Origin of the sequence: Corynebacterium kutscheri (genome assembly GCF_000980835.1) — a bacterium.
In the GTDB taxonomy this organism is placed as follows: domain Bacteria; phylum Actinomycetota; class Actinomycetes; order Mycobacteriales; family Mycobacteriaceae; genus Corynebacterium; species Corynebacterium kutscheri.
This window is the reverse complement of record NZ_CP011312.1, coordinates 271960-288586: the sequence shown is the minus strand read 5'-3', so window position 1 is coordinate 288586 and position 16627 is coordinate 271960. Positions and strand designations below refer to the sequence as shown.

Sequence of the window (16627 nt, the reverse complement as noted above, 5' to 3'; positions counted from 1 at the left end):
AATTTTTCATAAATATTCTTTAACCTTAAAAATAAGGTCGCTTGTCTTTGCCATCACTCGGTTGATCGACGTCTAAGGTACCAGGAGGTAATAACGCTTATGCCCCACCACAGTAATGCGGCAATAACTGTTACCACCAGCGCGCTACTCAGTGCAGGAACAACCGACAGTGTCCATGAGCGCCCTGCCACTTTTACTAAATCGGGATTAGTTTCAGCGTAGTCAACCCAAACCCGTTGGCCTTCGCCAAGCCCAGTTGGATATAGCAACCCGGTCTCCGGCGAGTGGTACATCCCCTGATTATCTTGATATTCCACAGTAGTGCGATTTGGGGAAACATTAGTAACCCGCGCTAGGGTGCGTTGGGGACTGGCCTCAATTTCACGATCATTTTTTAATGGACCAATTACCATCGCTGCACAGCCAACAATCGCGGTTATATAAAGTAAAAGAATTAATTGATATAACCGATGTCGGATACGCAGTGGATGGTAATTAGGAATGTGCGGAATCAAAAGCCAACACCAGCTGCAAGTGCGCGATGCATCGCAATACGAGTATTGCGGGTAGTTTTTGCCTCAATAATTTTAAAGCCAGGAACTTCAATGGCCGCATGAAGCTGTTCGAGCAATCCGTTTACGTCCTTAACACAGTGGTATTTCACCCCGTATGCTTTTGCGATATCTTTAATAGATACCCTGTGTTTAGCGCCAAAAGCTTGTTCAAAAGAGCTGCGATACTCTTTCTCACCGACTTCTAAAATTTCGAAAATACCGCCACCTGAATCATTAGCCACCACAATTGTCAGATTTTCTGGTTTAGGACTTTCGGGTCCGAAAAAAAGACCGCCAACATCATGCAAGAAAGTAACATCACCTAATAAAGCTATTGTGCGCGGCGCACGTGGCTCTTCCGGGTGCGCTGCTTGAGTGGCAATAGCTATCCCGATGGCTTGGGAAACACTACCGTCGATGCCTGCTGCACCACGTGGGGAAAAAGTATCCGTTCCATAAAACGGCAAACCAGTAAAACTAACATCACGAATAGGGTTAGATGCGCCAACGAAAAATGCATCACCAGTACCAAGGGTGTCGGTGATTGCTGCAGCAACATGTAATCCGGTGAAACCATGCTCTTTACCAACGACAACAGATCGTACGGCTTCTGCACCTTGATGGCTCAGCGCAGCGCAAATGTTCTTCCATTCTTTACTTGGTTTACCGGTGGTTTTCACCCTGCTGCCAACAGTTACTTCACGCCCCAACGGATTAGTAATCGTTTCCGTCCTGGTCAACACATAATAATCAATCTGTGGATCCGCCATTAACTGAAACACATGACGATGCAATGTAGGATGCCCTACCACAACAATTTGTTCTGGTTTCGGATAAACCATCGTGCCATTAATACGTACTTTTTCTTGAAGAAAAATCGCTGCACCTAAAGAATGTATCGGCCATAAAGGTGAGATAGTAGTAGGTTCGGCAATAGTAGGAACATCAGCAAGCTCTTCAACGTCCCATGCTTCGTCACCGGCAACTACAATCGTATTTTTACTAAGGTCTAGTTCAATTTCACCGTGATCATGATAATCGCTAAACGGCGGTATCACTTTTGCTGGCTTATCGACAATCTCCGGTAACCCTGCCACCAATGGATCAACGAAGTTTATATTGATATGCACCTGTGCAGAAGAAAAACGATCTGCAATGGCTTCGACATCTTCTAAGGTTTGAATATGTAGCGTCGGAATACCTAATAAACCATCATGATTAATAGTCTGGCTAGCCCCGGTACCGCGAAGGCGTGCTGGTCTGTCTGCAGAGATTATTGCCAGCGGCACATGTGCATACTCTGCTTCAATCATTGCTGGTAAACAATTTGCTACTGCCGTGCCAGAAGTTGTTATTACACCAACATGCCGCTGTGCTACTCGTGCCATGCCTAGGGCAAAAAAGGCTGCACTGCGTTCGTCGATACGCACATGCACTCGGATATCACTACGAGCAATCAGTGCTAAAGATAATGCTGAATTACGTGATCCGGGACAAATCACTACATCGGTAAGGTAATTCGAGAGTTCATCAGCAATACGAGCGGCAAGTTCAGGCGAAGAAGTCATGTTTTTATTCTAGCGATCAAGATATGCAAAACATTGCGTTAAACGATCAAACCACCAGTCCTTGTCTTTGCCATTGAGCCTAAATTCTGCCAAACGATCCGGACAAGGATCTAACATCTCAACAGCAATATGACCTGCTTCAATTGTGCGTTTCGGGGTAATATCCTCGACAAAGAACTGCTGTGTACCTAAACCTGCAGCTGCCGGTGGAACATCAAATTCCTCATCATCACTCATCCTTGGAAGCGCCGCTACCGCTGCAATACCGGCATTCATTCCTACCCCCATATCTAGGGCAGAACTGACGGTTATATCTAAACCACGGCTTCGCATAAATTCAGCAATTTCACCTACCCGGCGCGGGCCACCCATTGGGGCAGCCTTAATCACTGCAACATCAACCGCCTGTTTTTTTGCTACTTCATAAGGATCGCGTACACGCCTAATAGATTCATCTGCTGCCACACGTATAAATAAACCCGCCCGAATTAATTGTTGACGTAATTCGGCAAGTTCAATCACACTTGCGCACGGCTGCTCCAAATAATCCAATGGGCCTAACGCGTGTGCTGTTTTAACCGCTTCAGCAACAGTTAATGCGCCATTTGCATCTACTCGAATTTTGCTGAGGGGTAAAATTTCGCGCACTGCAGCTACTCGCGCAATATCGTCTTTCAAAGATTGTCCTGGTTCTGCGATTTTCACTTTGACGGTATCGCAACCAGGAAAGCGCGCCAAGATCTCTTCTACTTTATCTGGAGCAACAGCAGGAATAGTAGCATTGATCGGAATGCTACTACGGTGAAAAACTGGCGGCCCCTCATAGGCCATCTCTAAGGCACTTTCTAGCCATGATGCAGACTCGCAAGCATCGTACTCCTTAAAAGGAGCAAATTCACCCCAGCCGCAAGGGCCGTCGATAAGCACGGCTTCACGCTGAGTAACTCCCCGGAAGCGAAGGCGCATGGGAAGCGAAACAACTGTGCAACGATCCAAAATGTCAGCAACATTAAGCATGAGAACAGCGTACCTGCACCAAGTTTTTAACGGCACCTTCAGGTAGATTTTTAAATTATGAGCTCTTATTGCACCGATAATCCGTTTAATACCCAGCTTTGGCAACCAGTTCCAGGTTTTGATGAACTCACCGATATCACTTATCACCGCCACATTGGACAAGGACGCGAATACGGGATTGTACGAATCGCCTTTGACCGCCCCGAAGTGCGCAATGCATTTCGTCCTCATACCGTTGATGAACTTTACCAAGTACTTGATCATGCACGACGCAGCCCCGATATCGGCACCGTACTTATCACCGGCAATGGACCTAGCACGAAAGACGGTGGCTGGGCATTTTGCTCAGGTGGAGATCAACGAATTCGAGGGCGTTCAGGATACCGCTACGCCACCCAACATGAACATGACGATGCCAGTGCAGATGAATCTAGTGTAGATACTGCACGCGAAAAAGCAGAAGGCGGACGACTACATATTTTAGAAGTACAGCGTCTTATTCGAACCATGCCAAAGGTTGTTATCGCCGTAGTGAATGGCTGGGCAGCAGGCGGCGGGCATTCCTTGCACGTGGTGTGCGATATGACCATTGCTTCACGTCAAGAAGCACGTTTTAAACAGACCGACGCCGACGTTGGCTCCTTCGACGCCGGTTATGGATCTGCTTACCTAGCCAAAATGGTAGGGCAAAAATTCGCACGCGAAATCTTCTTTCTCGGCCGCACCTATGATGCCGAAACAATGCAGCGCATGGGAGCAGTTAACCTTGTCGCAGACCACGCACAATTAGAAGATGAAGCCATCAAAATGGCTAGAGAAATCAATACTAAATCGCCGACCGCCCAACGAATGTTAAAGTTTGCTTTCAATCTCACTGACGACGGACTCATGGGGCAGCAAGTATTCGCCGGCGAAGCTACTAGATTAGCGTATATGACCGATGAAGCCGTGGAAGGAAAAAATTCGTTCCTAGAAAAAAGAGCACCGGATTGGACGCCTTTCCCCTACTACTACTAGGGCAATTTGAGTGCTGTTAACTAACGTCTTTTGTACAAAGTAATACTGCTACTTTGTACAAACATCTACGATAGTTATTCAGCAGTTATTCAGCGCCCAAACTGGTTGGCTAATGCTTCTGTGGTTTTCCACTTAAACAAAAATTTGGATACTGATTCTTCAAATTAGAAACTAAAGTCTTTGTTTTTATGATGCTCTGCTAATCACTGTGTCCTAATGATTTTTTATCGTCATATTTATTCAATTTTCTGTTGTTAAGAAAGAACCCTCTAATGCTACTTGAGTCGTTTACGGTCAATCCGAAAAACCTCACTCCGTTTCTCGACGCCTTAGAGGAAGCCATAGTGGGCTCAAGAAGCCTTTTACCAGTTCCAGCACATGATCCCGGCCAGGCACAATTACTGAAAAACACCCAAGCTGTCGGGCAACCCATAGACGAAGAAATTGCCTTAGTAGTTTCTACTTCTGGATCAACAGGAACCCCTAAAGGAGCAATGCTTACCGCTGCCAATCTGATCAGTTCTGCTGATGCTACACACCAATTTCTCGGTGGTGCAGGTGATTGGTTGCTAGCAATGCCAGCTCATTACATTGCCGGTATTCAAGTTTTAGTTCGGTGCCTTGTCACTGGGGCATACCCCATGGTTGTTGATGTTTCCCAGGGCTTTAATATCGAGCATTTTGCGAATTCTACAAATTTATTACGCCAAGAAAGCAACCGAATATACACCTCGCTAACCCCCATGCAATTGCTTAAAGCAATGAACACTCTAGTTGGCATAGAGGCATTAAGACTTTATGATGCAATCCTCATCGGTGGAGCTCCGCTAAGAGCAGATGATCGACGTGCTGCTAAAGAACTAGGCATCAACTTGGTAACCACCTACGGTTCCTCAGAAACTGCTGGAGGGGTTATTTATGATGGGTTCTGCCTGCCTGGTGCGAAGGTACGGTTAGTTGGCGAACGCATTCATCTCGGTGGACCAATGATTGCAAAAGGTTACCGCAATATTGATTCATTAGCGTTCCACAACGACTGGTTTATCACCAATGACACCGGTTATTTCGACGAAGGAAAACTCATTGTGACCGGACGCTTGGATACAATTATCGATTCCGGTGGGCTAAAAATTCATCCTGAAGTAATTGAAAGAGCACTTACTGATCACCCCAAAGTAAGTGCAGCATGCGTCGTAGGTATTCCTGATGATCGTTTAGGCCAAGCAATCGCAGCAGCTTATGTTGGCTCACTATCGCCAGAAGAGATTATCGAAATACTTTCTGATCTTCCCCGATGGCAGCTACCCAGGCAACTCAAACGGGTGCAGTCACTTCCACTAACCGCATCCGGAAAAATTGATCGACAAGCAGTGTTAAATTTCCTCTCCGCTTAAGGTGATTTGAGCACTTTTATTGTTTTCAGAAATACTTTTTAACCAGTAAATAAGCTAACTATTATTCACTGCACTTGCAGTGAAGTGTAGATATGTACAGAGTCTTTCCTTAAGGCGCCGACGCTAACTTTCTGCCTCAAAGTAACTGTAAGGAATAATAGAGCACATGTCTGAAGAATCTTTACGCCCTACTTTCAAGCACTGGTTAGAAGGTACCCGCCCACACACCTGGGCTAATGCTTTCGCGCCAGTTATCGTCGGAAGTGGTACAGCCGCTATCCACGATGGATTTGTATGGTGGAAAGCCATTCTAGCTGCATTTGTTTCCTGGGCCTTGATCGTTGGAGTTAATTATGCCAACGATTATTCTGATGGGATTCGTGGCACAGACACAGATCGCTCAGGCCCACTTCGATTAACAGGTTCTGGAATAGCACAACCTACACAAGTAAAACGAGCTGCTTTTATTGCTTTCAGTGCTGCCGGTGTTGCCGGAATAGTACTAAGTATCAGCAGCAATTGGTGGCTTATTGCTGTCGGTCTACTGTGTGTTTTAGCTGCTTGGTTTTATACCGGAGGAAAAAATCCCTATGGATATCGTGGACTTGGGGAAGTCGCAGTTTTTATTTTCTTTGGGCTAGTAGCTGTCATGGGAACACAATTTACCCAACTGGGATCCATTACTCGAGAAGGATTACTTGCTGCAATTGCTATAGGATCAATGTCAGCTGGGGTGAATTTGGTAAATAACCTTCGCGACATTCCTACCGACACGGTTTCTGGAAAAATTACTTTAGCCGTGCGCCTTGGCGATAAACGAACTCGTATTCTCTTCCTTTTTTTAATTACAGTTCCTTTTATCGTTACAACGATACTGCTGCTTAATTCCCGGTGGAACGCATTAGGATATTTGTATATACCACTTGTTTTTCATGCAGCTCAACCAGTATGTCACGGCAAAAAAGGCAAAGCTCTTATTCCTGTATTAGGAAAAACCGGACGCGCTATGGTGGTTTGGGCAATTGCAAGCTCTATTGCCTTTTTCGTATTTCCTTAACCAAAAACTTAAAACAGTCACTGGTAGTACTACCGAGAAGCCAATTCTTTCTTTACCCACTCTTTATGCGCTTTTCTTTGCGTATCCCATGCTGCAAGAGCTTCGGTAGCTTGAAGACGCATTTGCTTAAAAACAAACATCGATAATGGCATGGCAACAATCAGCGCTAACGTAGCAGAAATAAGCAAAGGAACTGGTGCGCCAATAGCTAGCGCAGCTAATTGAATAACAGCAGTAAGAGCTACAAATAAACCCAACCGTGCAAAGCTATACAACGCGATATTTTTACGAGCGAGCGCACGTACATGTGGATCAAGCTCTGGTTCTTTTTCCGATCTCATAGCCAAAGAATTAGCTTCTACATGCTTTGATTCCACAGTAGTTTCCTCATGATGCGCACTAGTTTTTGTTTCATCGCTCACCAGACAACCATACCTCACGGCTTATGCCTAGCAGGTAGGCTAGTAATCTACACCATCATTTTTTTACAAGAAAGGTTCTCCTCATGGGTCGGCTCATCCTTTTGCTTTTGCTCATCGCAGCCGCTTACCTTATTTGGAAAGCATTTGGCCCTCAAACTTGGTCTTCTCGCAAACAATTGGAACCAGAAAAACCAATCATCAAAGGTCCCGATGACGATGAAGATTTCCTTTGGGAATTAGAAAAGAAACGCTTTAAAGAACAAAGGGCAAGAGAAGAAGCTGCCCGAGAAGAGCAAGAACGAATCAAGAAAACAAAAAAGAAATATCTTAGCCAAGAAAATCAAGAAGAAAATGAAGGTAACATAGACTCACCCTAGGTTTACTTAGGCTACCCTTGTATATATAGTTTAATGCATGCCTTCTGCCGTATTAGCCGATGCCCAAAATCATAAAGCATCACAACTATTTAAAATTTTAGGAGACCCCACTAGACTTCATTTGCTTTACCTCATCGCCAATGAAACGCGTTCAAGACTGTGTTGCGTAGATCTATCAGAATCATTAAATATCTCTGCCCCAACTGTGACACACCATATGAAAAAACTTGAAGCCGTTAATCTCGTTTTTCGACGCAAACACGGAAAATGGACATTTTATGAGGTAAACAGAACAGAATTCAACAAAATTAACAAACTTGTTAATACTTTGTAAAAACAAATGGCCGGGTGTGGAAAGATTTCCCACACCCGGCCATTTTTACGTTAGCTTTCGCTTTTAATTCAACCCAGCATACGAGTGCAAACCTGAAACCAAAGTATTAATCACAATAATGTTAAAAAGCATCGTAGCTAGGGCAAAAATATTAATCCACGCTGCTTTTATATTACGCCACCCAGCAGTCGCACGAGCATGCAAATAAGCTGCATACAAAATCCAAGTAATAAAAGAACCAGTCTCTTTAGGATCCCAATTCCAATACCGCCCCCATGCAGCTTCCGCCCAAATTGCTCCGAGCACAATACCGAGACCAAATATTGGCACCGCTAGGATAGCAGTTCGGTAAGCAACCATATCAAGGATCTTCGCTGAGGGAAGCGGTTTAATAAGTGACCCAAGAGAACCATGCTCTTGACCGACTGGTTGGTACATGCGCAAAAGATAAAGCACTGATGCAATACCAGAGATAATGCCAATAGAGGCACCAGTAGCAACTGTCGATACGTGAATCGAGAGCCAATTTGATTTGAGTGCTGGAACTAGCGGAGCAGAGTCAGCATATAATTTGGTACCTCCAACGAGAAGCAAAGCAAGAACAGGTGTAAGTACCCATGTCCACATAATTCTTAAGTCACGTCGTACAAGGTAGATCGCCGCCACAATCATAGTAAGTACGGTAATCACCAAAATGTACTCATAGAGATTTCCAAAAGGGAATCGTGAAGCAGACAATGCACGTAATATCACGGAAGCTAAATGAACAAGAACACCTAGCCACACCATAGTTTGTGTCATACCGGCAAATTTTTCTGCCGAGGCTTCTTTCTCCACAATCCGCTCTTGCGCATTCGACGTCTGCATAGTGGGACCCGCACTATCGGTGTGAACCAACACCTCTTGATTTATTTCCATCTGCTCGCGCTGCGTATCAATGAGTGTGCGCGCTTTCATGTAATAGATAATGGACAAAATCAAGGCAATAAAATAAATCACGAGTGCCGATGCAAATGCCCAATCAGAAAGTTGAGCAAGGTTGCTATTCACGTTCATGGACAAATATCCCTAGTTTCTATGCACAGACGCCAAAAGAATAAGATAAGACTACCCTAGAGTGAGCAGCAGCCCAAGAAAACTAATCACATAAAATTATTACTAGATCCTGGATTTATATCTTCATCCTCATCTATTTCTTCTAAATTTAACAAGCAGCGATGAAATTCTTTATATTCACTTCCCCACCCTGCACGATCAGTACGCGCCAAGCCAGCAGTTTCAATAAAAGTAATATCATCACTCACTGGACGTACACGCACCCAAATACGACGTCGTTTAATAGTTAATGATCCCACGAGCCCCACCAAAGTTATTAAGGTGAAAAACAACGTCAAATATTGTGAGGGATCGTGACTAATCTGGTAATTAGCAAATTCATATGCTCCATTAAAAGTAATGGTTGTACCATCGTCAAGCGTCACTGACTCTCCCAACATTAAATTGACGCGTTCAATACGCTGAAGTTGGCCAGAATGAATCAAAGTGGGATCCAAACTAAAAAGATTTTGCCCCACACCTGTGTCTAAACCGTTGTCTCCTCGATATATATCAATAGCGACTGCTGGGTTCGTCATAGCAGGGTATGACGAAGTTAATAATTCACCATTCGCCCCGTCCCACTGCGCTGTTGGTGCAAATAAACCTTGTATTGCTAATTGATGCTGTCGACGTTCATACAAATCTTCGTACATACCTGCAGGCGGATCAAAACGTAGTGCCCCTGAAGACAAAAAATAAGTCAGATCGCTAGGAATCCACTGCACACTTTGCGTTCTTGATTCACCATTAGGCCAGGTAACAGTAAAAGTAGGAGCGAAACCATGCCCTTGCAGATATACTCGATCCCCTGCTATCCGCAACGGACTATTCACTTTTAATGTGTAATCTTGCCAATTCGAAGAATTGGAGTAGATATTATTACCGACTGCATAAGAAATATCAGAGCTAAAGTTCGACGCCTGACCATTAGGTAAATATTCTGCTGAAAAGTTATGCACATCAAAACAGAAGGTCTCTAAACCAGTTCCGTCAAATGCTGCTCCGGCTTTAAATGAATCGTAATTAGCGGTCGCGGTATTACAAAATTCGTTATTAGTGTCTTCTTCATCGCTTGCAATAACGATAACTTGGCCTTCATAGAAATAAAGTCTTCCAATAGCTATAGAAATAAGCATCGCACACACGCCAAGGTGGAAAACTAAGTTACAAAATTCTCTTGCGTATCCGCGCTCAGCAGCAAAAGAACGCGCCCCTGCTCTATCTTCTTCTGGAGAATAAGCAGCTAAATGCCATTTTTTCAACAACCGCCGAGTATCATCTTCTACTTCTGCTAAAGGTTTCTCAACACTTCCTGAACCGTACAAGGGTAATCGCTGAAGATTTTTAGGTGCCCGCGCAGGCGGGGTTTTCATCGCTTTATAGTGATCCCACGATCGAGGAATAATACATCCAACCAGAGAAATAAACAGCAATACAAAAATAGAAGTAAACCAGGTAGAGCTAAAGACGTCGAAAAGTTGTAACTTATCGTAAACTTCTGCAAGTCGGCCATTGTTAACAATATATTCGTTAACGTTAGTTTCATTAAGTGAACGCTGAGGCAGCAATGCACCTGGAATCGCAGCTAAAGCAAGTAAGAATAGCAAGACCAATGCGGTACGCATGCTAGTAAGCCAATGCCATATTTTCTTGACGTAGATAAAGATAGTGTCCACGTGTTTCACCTTTATTCCTTTAACTGACGTCCTAATACGAATTGCATCTTTCTTAGCATGAAAAGATACAAATTAGATAAACGTTGCACCATACTGGACTGTCCACTGCCGGATCCAATTAATAAACTCACTCCATAATCCAGTAAGTAAGGCTATACCAACGCAAATAAGCAACATGCCACCAATAACTTGAATTATGCGAGAATGCCGATTGAGAAAACCAACCCCAACCATTGCTTTTGCAGAACCAAAGGCTACAAATAAAAATGGCAGCCCCAGTCCCATGCAATAGCTAATAATCAACAACACACCACGTAAGGCAGTGACACCTTCTGTACCCGCTGATATAGAGATAATTGCAGCAAGTGTTGGACCAAGACAAGGCGTCCAACCTAAAGCAAAAATACCGCCGAGCATTAATGCACCCAGCCAGGTTGAAATACGTTTAGGTTGAAAACGACGATCTTCTTGTAAAAAAGGAACTGCTCCCATGAAAATGAGTCCCATAAAAATCGTAATGATCCCACCTGCACGCATAAGAGACTCCGCGTTTAATGTCAGTGCGCTAATTGCCCCAAAAGCAGTTACTGTTGCAAGCAAAAAAACAATAGTAAAACCCAAGATAAATAGCGAAGCAGCACCAGCAGCACGCCACCGTCCCCGCGAAACTCGCGGACCATTCTCATCAAATTCTACCTGCGCACCTACTACACCCGCCAAATAAGAAATATAACCAGGAACCAATGGGATCACGCATGGGCTAGCAAAAGACACTAAACCAGCCAACGCTGCTGCAAATAACCCGACTAATAGCGGTCCTGTTTGCACTGCATCAGCAAAATAAGATCCTACTCCTGAAGCAAGAATCGCTGTCATAGGTCTTATAGATCTTTCACGACATTAAGAAGTTCATGTGCGGTAATTTCGCGGAGAAACACGGCTGCCGGTCGATGCTGTCGATCAAGAACAATTGTTGTAGGAACAACTGAAGCAGGTATTCCACCTAATAAGGCAGCTGTTTTAAATGGTGGATCATAAATGCTGGGGTAAGTAATACCATTATCGCTAAGAAAATCACGAGAAATATCTGGATTATAGTCGCGGATATTGATTCCCAAAACAGTCCCAGATCCAGCTAATTCGAAGTATTCTTGTACTTCTTGTAAATCATCTGACTCAGAGCGACATGGTGCACACCATTGCCCCCAAGCATTTAAAACTACTATTTGATCCGAATAATCCGATAAAGCAATCTGTTGACCAGGTTCAGTTAAAGAATCACCTGTAATTTCTTTAATCTGGGAACGTTGCTCTTCAGGATAAAAAATTTCTGTTGCACCATCAGGAGAATAAAATTGAAAAGTTCCACCGATAGCGACAGCATCAGTACCTGCTGTATTTTCAGAATTACACCCAATAAGTAAGACTGATGCTAAAACAATAGTCGAACCTAACTTAACAATATTCATAAACTAAATGTCCTGGGCTGGTTCGTTGTAGCGATAATCAATAAGCTCATCATCTTGAAAAACTAATGAAGTAACACTAGCGAGATTACAGCGGCGACTAGCTGGATTATGATACAGAGGCAAATTTTGTGCATCTCTTTGTATACACACAATAGGTAATTGATGGCTTACCAAAATAGCCTCATGTCCCTCAGCTTCCTGGCGTGCTTTCTCAACCGCTTTCATCATGCGATCGCGAATCTCGATATAGGGCTCACCCCAGCTAGGAATTCGTGGATCTTTTAATAATGGCCATCGAACAGGATTCCATAATTGTGAGCGCCATCCACGTACACGTAATCCTTCAAAACGATTACCCGCTTCTAAAAGATCTTGATCAATGGCAATATCCAGCCCGACGATTTCAGCAATAGGTGCCGCTGTTTCTTGAGCACGCTCAAGCGGTGACGACTTCAACACCGTAACATCATGACTGCGGAAAGACTCTGCTGTACGATGCGCCATGGAAACTCCACGAGCCGATAAATGACGATCAGGCAAGCGGCCATAAAGAATCTTGGATGGGTTAAACACCTCGCCGTGGCGCACAAGGTGAACGATCGTTGTAGTCATAAGATCCTTCTTTTAATTATGTTCTACGACACGTATTTATTACGCCGGACTGATTAATGCATACTGGTAAAGCTAACATACCCAGCAGTAACTTAATTTTTTGCGCGTGCAGCTTCTTTTGCTGCAATGCTTAATGCTTTTTCAATGCATTCAAAATCATTATCAGTCAAAGCAGAAGATACAAACCATGTTTCGAAAACACTTGGTGGCGCATACACGCCATGATCTAATAGCGCATGAAAAAATGGGATAAACCTAAATGTCTCGGCTTCTTTCATATCGGAGAAATTATGACCTTCTCCTTCTGCAAAACGAATAGACAACATCGTGGCTGCGCGCTGTATATGATGAACAACGCCTTCTTTAGCAAGTGCCTCTGTAATAAGGTTCGCTAACTGATCAGCATTTTTACGTACTGTGTCATATACAGATTCATCTGCCAACTCCAAAGATTTCAGCCCTGCTGCCATCGCCACTGGATTACCAGATAGTGTTCCTGCTTGATATACCGCACCAACAGGAGCTAAATGATTCATGATGTCAGCACGGCCGCCAAAAGCTGCTGCAGGAAGACCACCTGAAATTACTTTTCCGAAAGTCGTTAAATCTCCAGAGACATTATCTATGCCATACCAGCCTTTATATGAGGTTCTAAAACCAGTCATTACCTCATCAAGAATCAGCAATGCACCATTTTCATGGGCAACTTTCTTGAGCTCAGCATTAAAATTATTCAGCGGCGCTACGGTTCCCATATTGCCAGCTGCTGCTTCAGTAATAATGCAAGCAATTTCATCTGGATTTTGTGCAAAAGCCCGCTTAACTGCTTCAAGATCGTTGTAATCTACCACAATAGTATCTGCAGCTTGTGCCCCAGTTACTCCTGGACTTTCCGGTAAAGAAAAAGTTGCTACTCCCGATCCTGCAGATGCAAGAAGTGCATCAACATGCCCATGATAGCAACCAGCAAACTTGATAATTTTACTTCGACCAGTAAATCCACGCGCCAAACGGACTGCAGACATTGTTGCTTCAGTACCGGAATTCACCATTCGAACTTCTTCGACACTAGTGCGTTCAATTATTTTTTCGGCTAGCAATAATTCAGCTTCAGTAGGAGCACCAAAACTTAAACCATTCGCCATAGTTTTAGCCACTGCATCAAGAATCTCTGGATGTGCATTGCCCATAAGCATCGGACCCCATGAGCACACAAGATCAACATACTCATTACCATCAACATCAACTAATGTTGAACCATAAGCTTTTTTAATAAAGCGAGTTTGACCACCAACAGAACCAAAAGCACGGACAGGAGAATTTACGCCTCCGGGAATAAGTTTCTGTGCGCGGTTATAAAGCTCTCGTGAATGATCTACATTTGTCGAGCTAAGCTTTATATTATCCATAGCGCTCATTCTAGTTCAGTCCTTCTATAACAAAAGTTGGTACCCCATAGAAAAAGTAATGAAAACCGCTACATTTCTTCATTTCACTTTTATTTTGAGGTGTTATTACTACATAGCTTATACATCAAAATTAACTAATAAGTTTTTTCGCTATCGCACGTGCATGAGCAATAACCGCAGGAACTCCCACACCATAAGCCCATGCCCCGCATAAAGCTAAATCATCATATTGTTCTACTACGTCATTGATTGCATTTACAGTAGCTAAATGTTTCTCGTTATAAACCGGTAAACCACCAAACCAACGTTGCACATAGATCTCAGATAATCCCGCTGTTCTACCATCAAAACCGGTTATACGTTGTAAATCATCAAGTGCGTAATCAACAAGCGTATCCTCATCAACACGCATAGCAATATCATCTCGATAACGTCCGAAAGAAGCGCGAACTAAAGCTCCCCCACGCTTAGCTAAATGCGGCCATTTCTTTGAAGCAAAAGTAAAAGCTTTAGCATGCACAAACTCCTCATCAAGTGCTACCAGAACTCCGGAATTATCTGGTAGCCCCTCATCTGAGTCAAATTTCATCCCAACGACTACAGAACTTGCTAACGGAATTGTTTTTAAAGGTTCAACAATTTCTGGCACAAGAGTTTTAACCAACATTGCCGTTGTCGGTGCTGGAGTTGCGAAAAGGACCTTATCAAATAAGGAATCACCGGCACCCTTAATATGAAACTTCCCTTTTTCCTTTGTCACACCAGAAATAAATGCATCAACATGAATAATTGCTTCTGATTTTTCAGCTAACGCCTCATAAAGCAGATGATAACCGTCATTAAAAGTTTTAAATAGCGAAGGCTTATACCCTGCAACTTGGTTAGCAGCACGCATTTCAAGAATATTTTTTATCGCATGAGATAGCGTTATTTTCTCGCCTTGTTCCTTCATACGATCAAACTCCTGTGCCAACTGTGGAATAGTTGCTCTAATCCCTAAATCAGAAGATGCTGCAGAATACACGCCTCCTTGTAACGCTGAAACTACTCGATCAGAAACTTGCGCGCCATAGCGTTGTTCAATCAAGGCTCCAAGACTTTGATCTTGTTCATCCCAAACAATAGAGTCCTGATTCGCTTCATTATCGATACGATCACATGTTTGCTGATCAACAATCTCCGCAAAACCTTCCGACGTTGCCGGAATCCCCATCAAAGTTCCCTTTGGCAAAGAAAAAAGCTTGCCATTGGCGTAAATTAGGCTACTTAATCCAGAAGGTTCAACAAGTTCATTTTCAAGATCAAGTTCTTTTAAAAACTCTTGCACAGATCCAGTAGGATCGACGAAAGCCTCAGCCCCCATATCTGTCGGACCGGATGCAAAAGGCACTGTATATAGCTTTCCGCCGATTCGGTCAGCTGCTTCAAAGACCTCGATTTCAACATTCTTATCTAATTTTTTCAGCTCATAAGCTGCGGTTAGACCAGCTAATCCGGCTCCAATAATAGCGATACGCACGCGTAATGTCTTTCTTTTTCTAGACGGTTTTCAAAGGAAGATGATCATGAATGATATTTACAGCTTGTGTAATTGCATCAGGATCAGTTGTTGGAAGCACACCATGTCCAAGATTAAAAATGTGCCCTAATGCAATACCATCTGCAATTGCTTTATCTGCCTCCTGACAAATACGCGCAACTTCTTTACGTAAAACCTCTTCCCCTGCAAAGAGCATCGCGGGATCAAGATTACCTTGAAGAACCCGCGGCGATGTTATTGAAGTAATACGTCGAGCAGCCTCATCAAGGGGAACTCGCCAATCTACCCCCATAACTTCACTACCAACCTCACTCATTGCCCCTAATAGCTCACCGGTGCCAACACCAAAATGAATCCGTGGTATCACTTCTACTTCTGTCAAAATCTGCCGTGAATAGGGCAAAACAAATTCACGATAATCACGTTGAGTTAAGAAACCCGCCCAGGAATCAAACAGCTGTAAAGCATCAATACCTGCATCTATTTGTACTTTTAAAAAATGCACAATACTAGGAACTAGACGTTCCATAAGCAGATGCCACGCCTCAGGATCAGCATGCATCATTGCCTTTGTCTTCTCGTGGTTTCGACTTGGACCCCCCTCCACCAAATAACTAGCTAAAGTAAACGGCGCACCTGCAAAACCTATAAGCGCTTGAGCATCATTTAACTCATCAAGAATAATTTGAATTCCTGCTGAAACTTCCGGCACATCACCATCTAAAATCGGTAGTTTTTGCACATCATTTTTAGTGCGTAATGCTTGTGCCATAACGGGACCACGTCCTGGCACAATATCAACTTCAACACCTGCCGCTTTAAGCGGTACAACTATGTCCGAAAAAAGGATTGCTGCATCAACATCATGTCTACGCACCGGTTGTAAGGTAATCTCAGCTAGCAACTCCGGCATAAAGCAAGAATCAAGCATATCAATGCCTTGACGCACTTCACGATATTCAGGTAATGACCGTCCTGCTTGTCTCATAAACCATACTGGCCGGCGCGAAGGTGTTTTCCCTATTGCAGCATCGATAAGCGGGGATTTAAGGTTCAAGCGCTTCTTTGACATGTCCCTTATCT

The 16627-nt window shown here is 43.7% G+C and carries 17 protein-coding genes; 5 read left to right on the top strand and 12 right to left on the bottom strand.

The window, feature by feature from the left end; translation table 11 throughout:
- Window positions 1-53 precede the first annotated feature (53 nt).
- From UL82_RS01325 to UL82_RS01315, 3 genes are read right to left on the bottom strand one after another with little or no spacing between them, the layout of a single operon-like run.
- Window positions 54-512 (bottom strand): DUF3592 domain-containing protein, encoded by a 459-nt coding sequence (locus UL82_RS01325; protein WP_126363994.1) that lies wholly within the window; start codon window positions 510-512, stop codon window positions 54-56.
- On the bottom strand, window positions 512-2122 hold the full coding sequence (gene menD / locus UL82_RS01320; RefSeq protein ID WP_046438602.1) for a 2-succinyl-5-enolpyruvyl-6-hydroxy-3-cyclohexene-1-carboxylic-acid synthase: 1611 nt from the start codon (window positions 2120-2122) through the stop codon (window positions 512-514). Before menD ends, UL82_RS01325 begins: the two co-directional genes overlap by 1 nt.
- Before the next feature lie 9 nt (window positions 2123-2131).
- Window positions 2132-3139 carry an o-succinylbenzoate synthase gene (locus tag UL82_RS01315; RefSeq protein WP_046438601.1) on the bottom strand — a complete coding sequence of 336 codons (1008 nt, stop codon included), beginning with the start codon at window positions 3137-3139 and terminating at the stop codon, window positions 2132-2134.
- A gap of 57 nt (window positions 3140-3196) precedes the next feature.
- Here UL82_RS01315 and UL82_RS01310 point away from each other — a divergent pair, with 57 nt between their 5' ends.
- The 3 genes from UL82_RS01310 to UL82_RS01300 all read left to right on the top strand — a co-directional run bounded on the left by UL82_RS01310 (window position 3197) and on the right by UL82_RS01300 (window position 6607).
- Window positions 3197-4156, top strand: coding sequence for a 1,4-dihydroxy-2-naphthoyl-CoA synthase (locus UL82_RS01310; RefSeq protein ID WP_046438599.1), 960 nt, complete (start codon window positions 3197-3199; stop codon window positions 4154-4156).
- A 272-nt stretch (window positions 4157-4428) separates the two neighbouring features.
- Window positions 4429-5550: an o-succinylbenzoate--CoA ligase gene (gene menE / locus UL82_RS01305; RefSeq protein ID WP_046438597.1), complete on the top strand. Its 1122-nt coding sequence runs from the start codon at window positions 4429-4431 to the stop codon at window positions 5548-5550.
- A 166-nt stretch (window positions 5551-5716) separates the two neighbouring features.
- Window positions 5717-6607, top strand: a complete 891-nt coding sequence (locus UL82_RS01300) for a 1,4-dihydroxy-2-naphthoate polyprenyltransferase (RefSeq protein WP_046438595.1) — start codon at window positions 5717-5719, stop codon at window positions 6605-6607.
- 29 nt (window positions 6608-6636) lie between these two features.
- On the opposite strand, the gene UL82_RS01295 is transcribed toward UL82_RS01300, so the two are convergent.
- A complete protein-coding gene (locus UL82_RS01295) occupies window positions 6637-6948 on the bottom strand; it encodes a DUF4229 domain-containing protein (protein ID WP_046441037.1) in 312 nt (103 codons plus the stop codon).
- A 164-nt stretch (window positions 6949-7112) separates the two neighbouring features.
- Here UL82_RS01295 and UL82_RS01290 point away from each other — a divergent pair, with 164 nt between their 5' ends.
- Both UL82_RS01290 and UL82_RS10765 read left to right on the top strand, forming a co-directional pair.
- Complete coding sequence (locus UL82_RS01290; protein ID WP_046438593.1) at window positions 7113-7406, top strand: hypothetical protein; 294 nt, start codon at window positions 7113-7115, stop codon at window positions 7404-7406.
- A gap of 37 nt (window positions 7407-7443) precedes the next feature.
- The gene (locus UL82_RS10765) at window positions 7444-7740 is read left to right on the top strand and encodes an ArsR/SmtB family transcription factor (protein ID WP_083966378.1); all 297 of its coding nucleotides are present in this window, start codon (window positions 7444-7446) and stop codon (window positions 7738-7740) included.
- A 63-nt stretch (window positions 7741-7803) separates the two neighbouring features.
- Here the strand turns inward: UL82_RS10765 and ccsB are convergent, their stop codons facing one another.
- The 8 genes from ccsB to hemE form a co-directional block, all read right to left on the bottom strand.
- Window positions 7804-8796 carry a c-type cytochrome biogenesis protein CcsB gene (ccsB, locus tag UL82_RS01285; protein WP_046438592.1) on the bottom strand — a complete coding sequence of 331 codons (993 nt, stop codon included), beginning with the start codon at window positions 8794-8796 and terminating at the stop codon, window positions 7804-7806.
- Between the two features lie 86 nt (window positions 8797-8882).
- Entirely contained in the window at window positions 8883-10463 is a 1581-nt protein-coding gene (locus UL82_RS01280) for a cytochrome c biogenesis protein ResB (RefSeq protein WP_046441036.1), read from the bottom strand.
- A gap of 123 nt (window positions 10464-10586) precedes the next feature.
- The gene (locus UL82_RS01275; protein ID WP_046438591.1) at window positions 10587-11390 is read right to left on the bottom strand and encodes a cytochrome c biogenesis CcdA family protein; all 804 of its coding nucleotides are present in this window, start codon (window positions 11388-11390) and stop codon (window positions 10587-10589) included.
- 5 nt (window positions 11391-11395) lie between these two features.
- Window positions 11396-11983 (bottom strand): TlpA disulfide reductase family protein, encoded by a 588-nt coding sequence (locus UL82_RS01270; RefSeq protein ID WP_046438588.1) that lies wholly within the window; start codon window positions 11981-11983, stop codon window positions 11396-11398.
- Window positions 11984-11986: 3 nt separating this feature from the next.
- Window positions 11987-12595, bottom strand: coding sequence for a histidine phosphatase family protein (locus UL82_RS01265; protein WP_046438586.1), 609 nt, complete (start codon window positions 12593-12595; stop codon window positions 11987-11989).
- Between the two features lie 92 nt (window positions 12596-12687).
- The gene (hemL, locus tag UL82_RS01260) at window positions 12688-14013 is read right to left on the bottom strand and encodes a glutamate-1-semialdehyde 2,1-aminomutase (RefSeq protein WP_046438585.1); all 1326 of its coding nucleotides are present in this window, start codon (window positions 14011-14013) and stop codon (window positions 12688-12690) included.
- Window positions 14014-14134: 121 nt separating this feature from the next.
- Window positions 14135-15523, bottom strand: coding sequence for a protoporphyrinogen oxidase (locus UL82_RS01255; protein WP_046438583.1), 1389 nt, complete (start codon window positions 15521-15523; stop codon window positions 14135-14137).
- Window positions 15524-15542: 19 nt separating this feature from the next.
- Complete coding sequence (gene hemE / locus UL82_RS01250; RefSeq protein WP_046438581.1) at window positions 15543-16616, bottom strand: uroporphyrinogen decarboxylase; 1074 nt, start codon at window positions 16614-16616, stop codon at window positions 15543-15545.
- Window positions 16617-16627 lie beyond the last annotated feature (11 nt).

What these genes read in the sequence shown, in the direction of transcription:
- UL82_RS01275 (WP_046438591.1), bottom strand. Translation starts at nt 11,390, where the DNA reads ATGACAGCGATTCTTGCTTCAGGAGTAGGATCTTATTTTGCTGATGCA.
- UL82_RS01315 (WP_046438601.1), bottom strand. Translation starts at nt 3,139, where the DNA reads ATGCTTAATGTTGCTGACATTTTGGATCGTTGCACAGTTGTTTCGCTT.
- hemL (WP_046438585.1), bottom strand. Translation starts at nt 14,013, where the DNA reads ATGAGCGCTATGGATAATATAAAGCTTAGCTCGACAAATGTAGATCAT.
- UL82_RS01300 (WP_046438595.1), top strand. Translation starts at nt 5,717, where the DNA reads ATGTCTGAAGAATCTTTACGCCCTACTTTCAAGCACTGGTTAGAAGGT.
- UL82_RS01280 (WP_046441036.1), bottom strand. Translation starts at nt 10,463, where the DNA reads ATGCGTACCGCATTGGTCTTGCTATTCTTACTTGCTTTAGCTGCGATT.
- UL82_RS10765 (WP_083966378.1), top strand. Translation starts at nt 7,444, where the DNA reads ATGCCTTCTGCCGTATTAGCCGATGCCCAAAATCATAAAGCATCACAA.
- UL82_RS01265 (WP_046438586.1), bottom strand. Translation starts at nt 12,595, where the DNA reads ATGACTACAACGATCGTTCACCTTGTGCGCCACGGCGAGGTGTTTAAC.
- menD (WP_046438602.1), bottom strand. Translation starts at nt 2,122, where the DNA reads ATGACTTCTTCGCCTGAACTTGCCGCTCGTATTGCTGATGAACTCTCG.
- ccsB (WP_046438592.1), bottom strand. Translation starts at nt 8,796, where the DNA reads ATGAACGTGAATAGCAACCTTGCTCAACTTTCTGATTGGGCATTTGCA.
- hemE (WP_046438581.1), bottom strand. Translation starts at nt 16,616, where the DNA reads ATGTCAAAGAAGCGCTTGAACCTTAAATCCCCGCTTATCGATGCTGCA.
- menE (WP_046438597.1), top strand. Translation starts at nt 4,429, where the DNA reads ATGCTACTTGAGTCGTTTACGGTCAATCCGAAAAACCTCACTCCGTTT.
- UL82_RS01310 (WP_046438599.1), top strand. Translation starts at nt 3,197, where the DNA reads ATGAGCTCTTATTGCACCGATAATCCGTTTAATACCCAGCTTTGGCAA.
- UL82_RS01295 (WP_046441037.1), bottom strand. Translation starts at nt 6,948, where the DNA reads ATGAGATCGGAAAAAGAACCAGAGCTTGATCCACATGTACGTGCGCTC.
- UL82_RS01290 (WP_046438593.1), top strand. Translation starts at nt 7,113, where the DNA reads ATGGGTCGGCTCATCCTTTTGCTTTTGCTCATCGCAGCCGCTTACCTT.
- UL82_RS01270 (WP_046438588.1), bottom strand. Translation starts at nt 11,983, where the DNA reads ATGAATATTGTTAAGTTAGGTTCGACTATTGTTTTAGCATCAGTCTTA.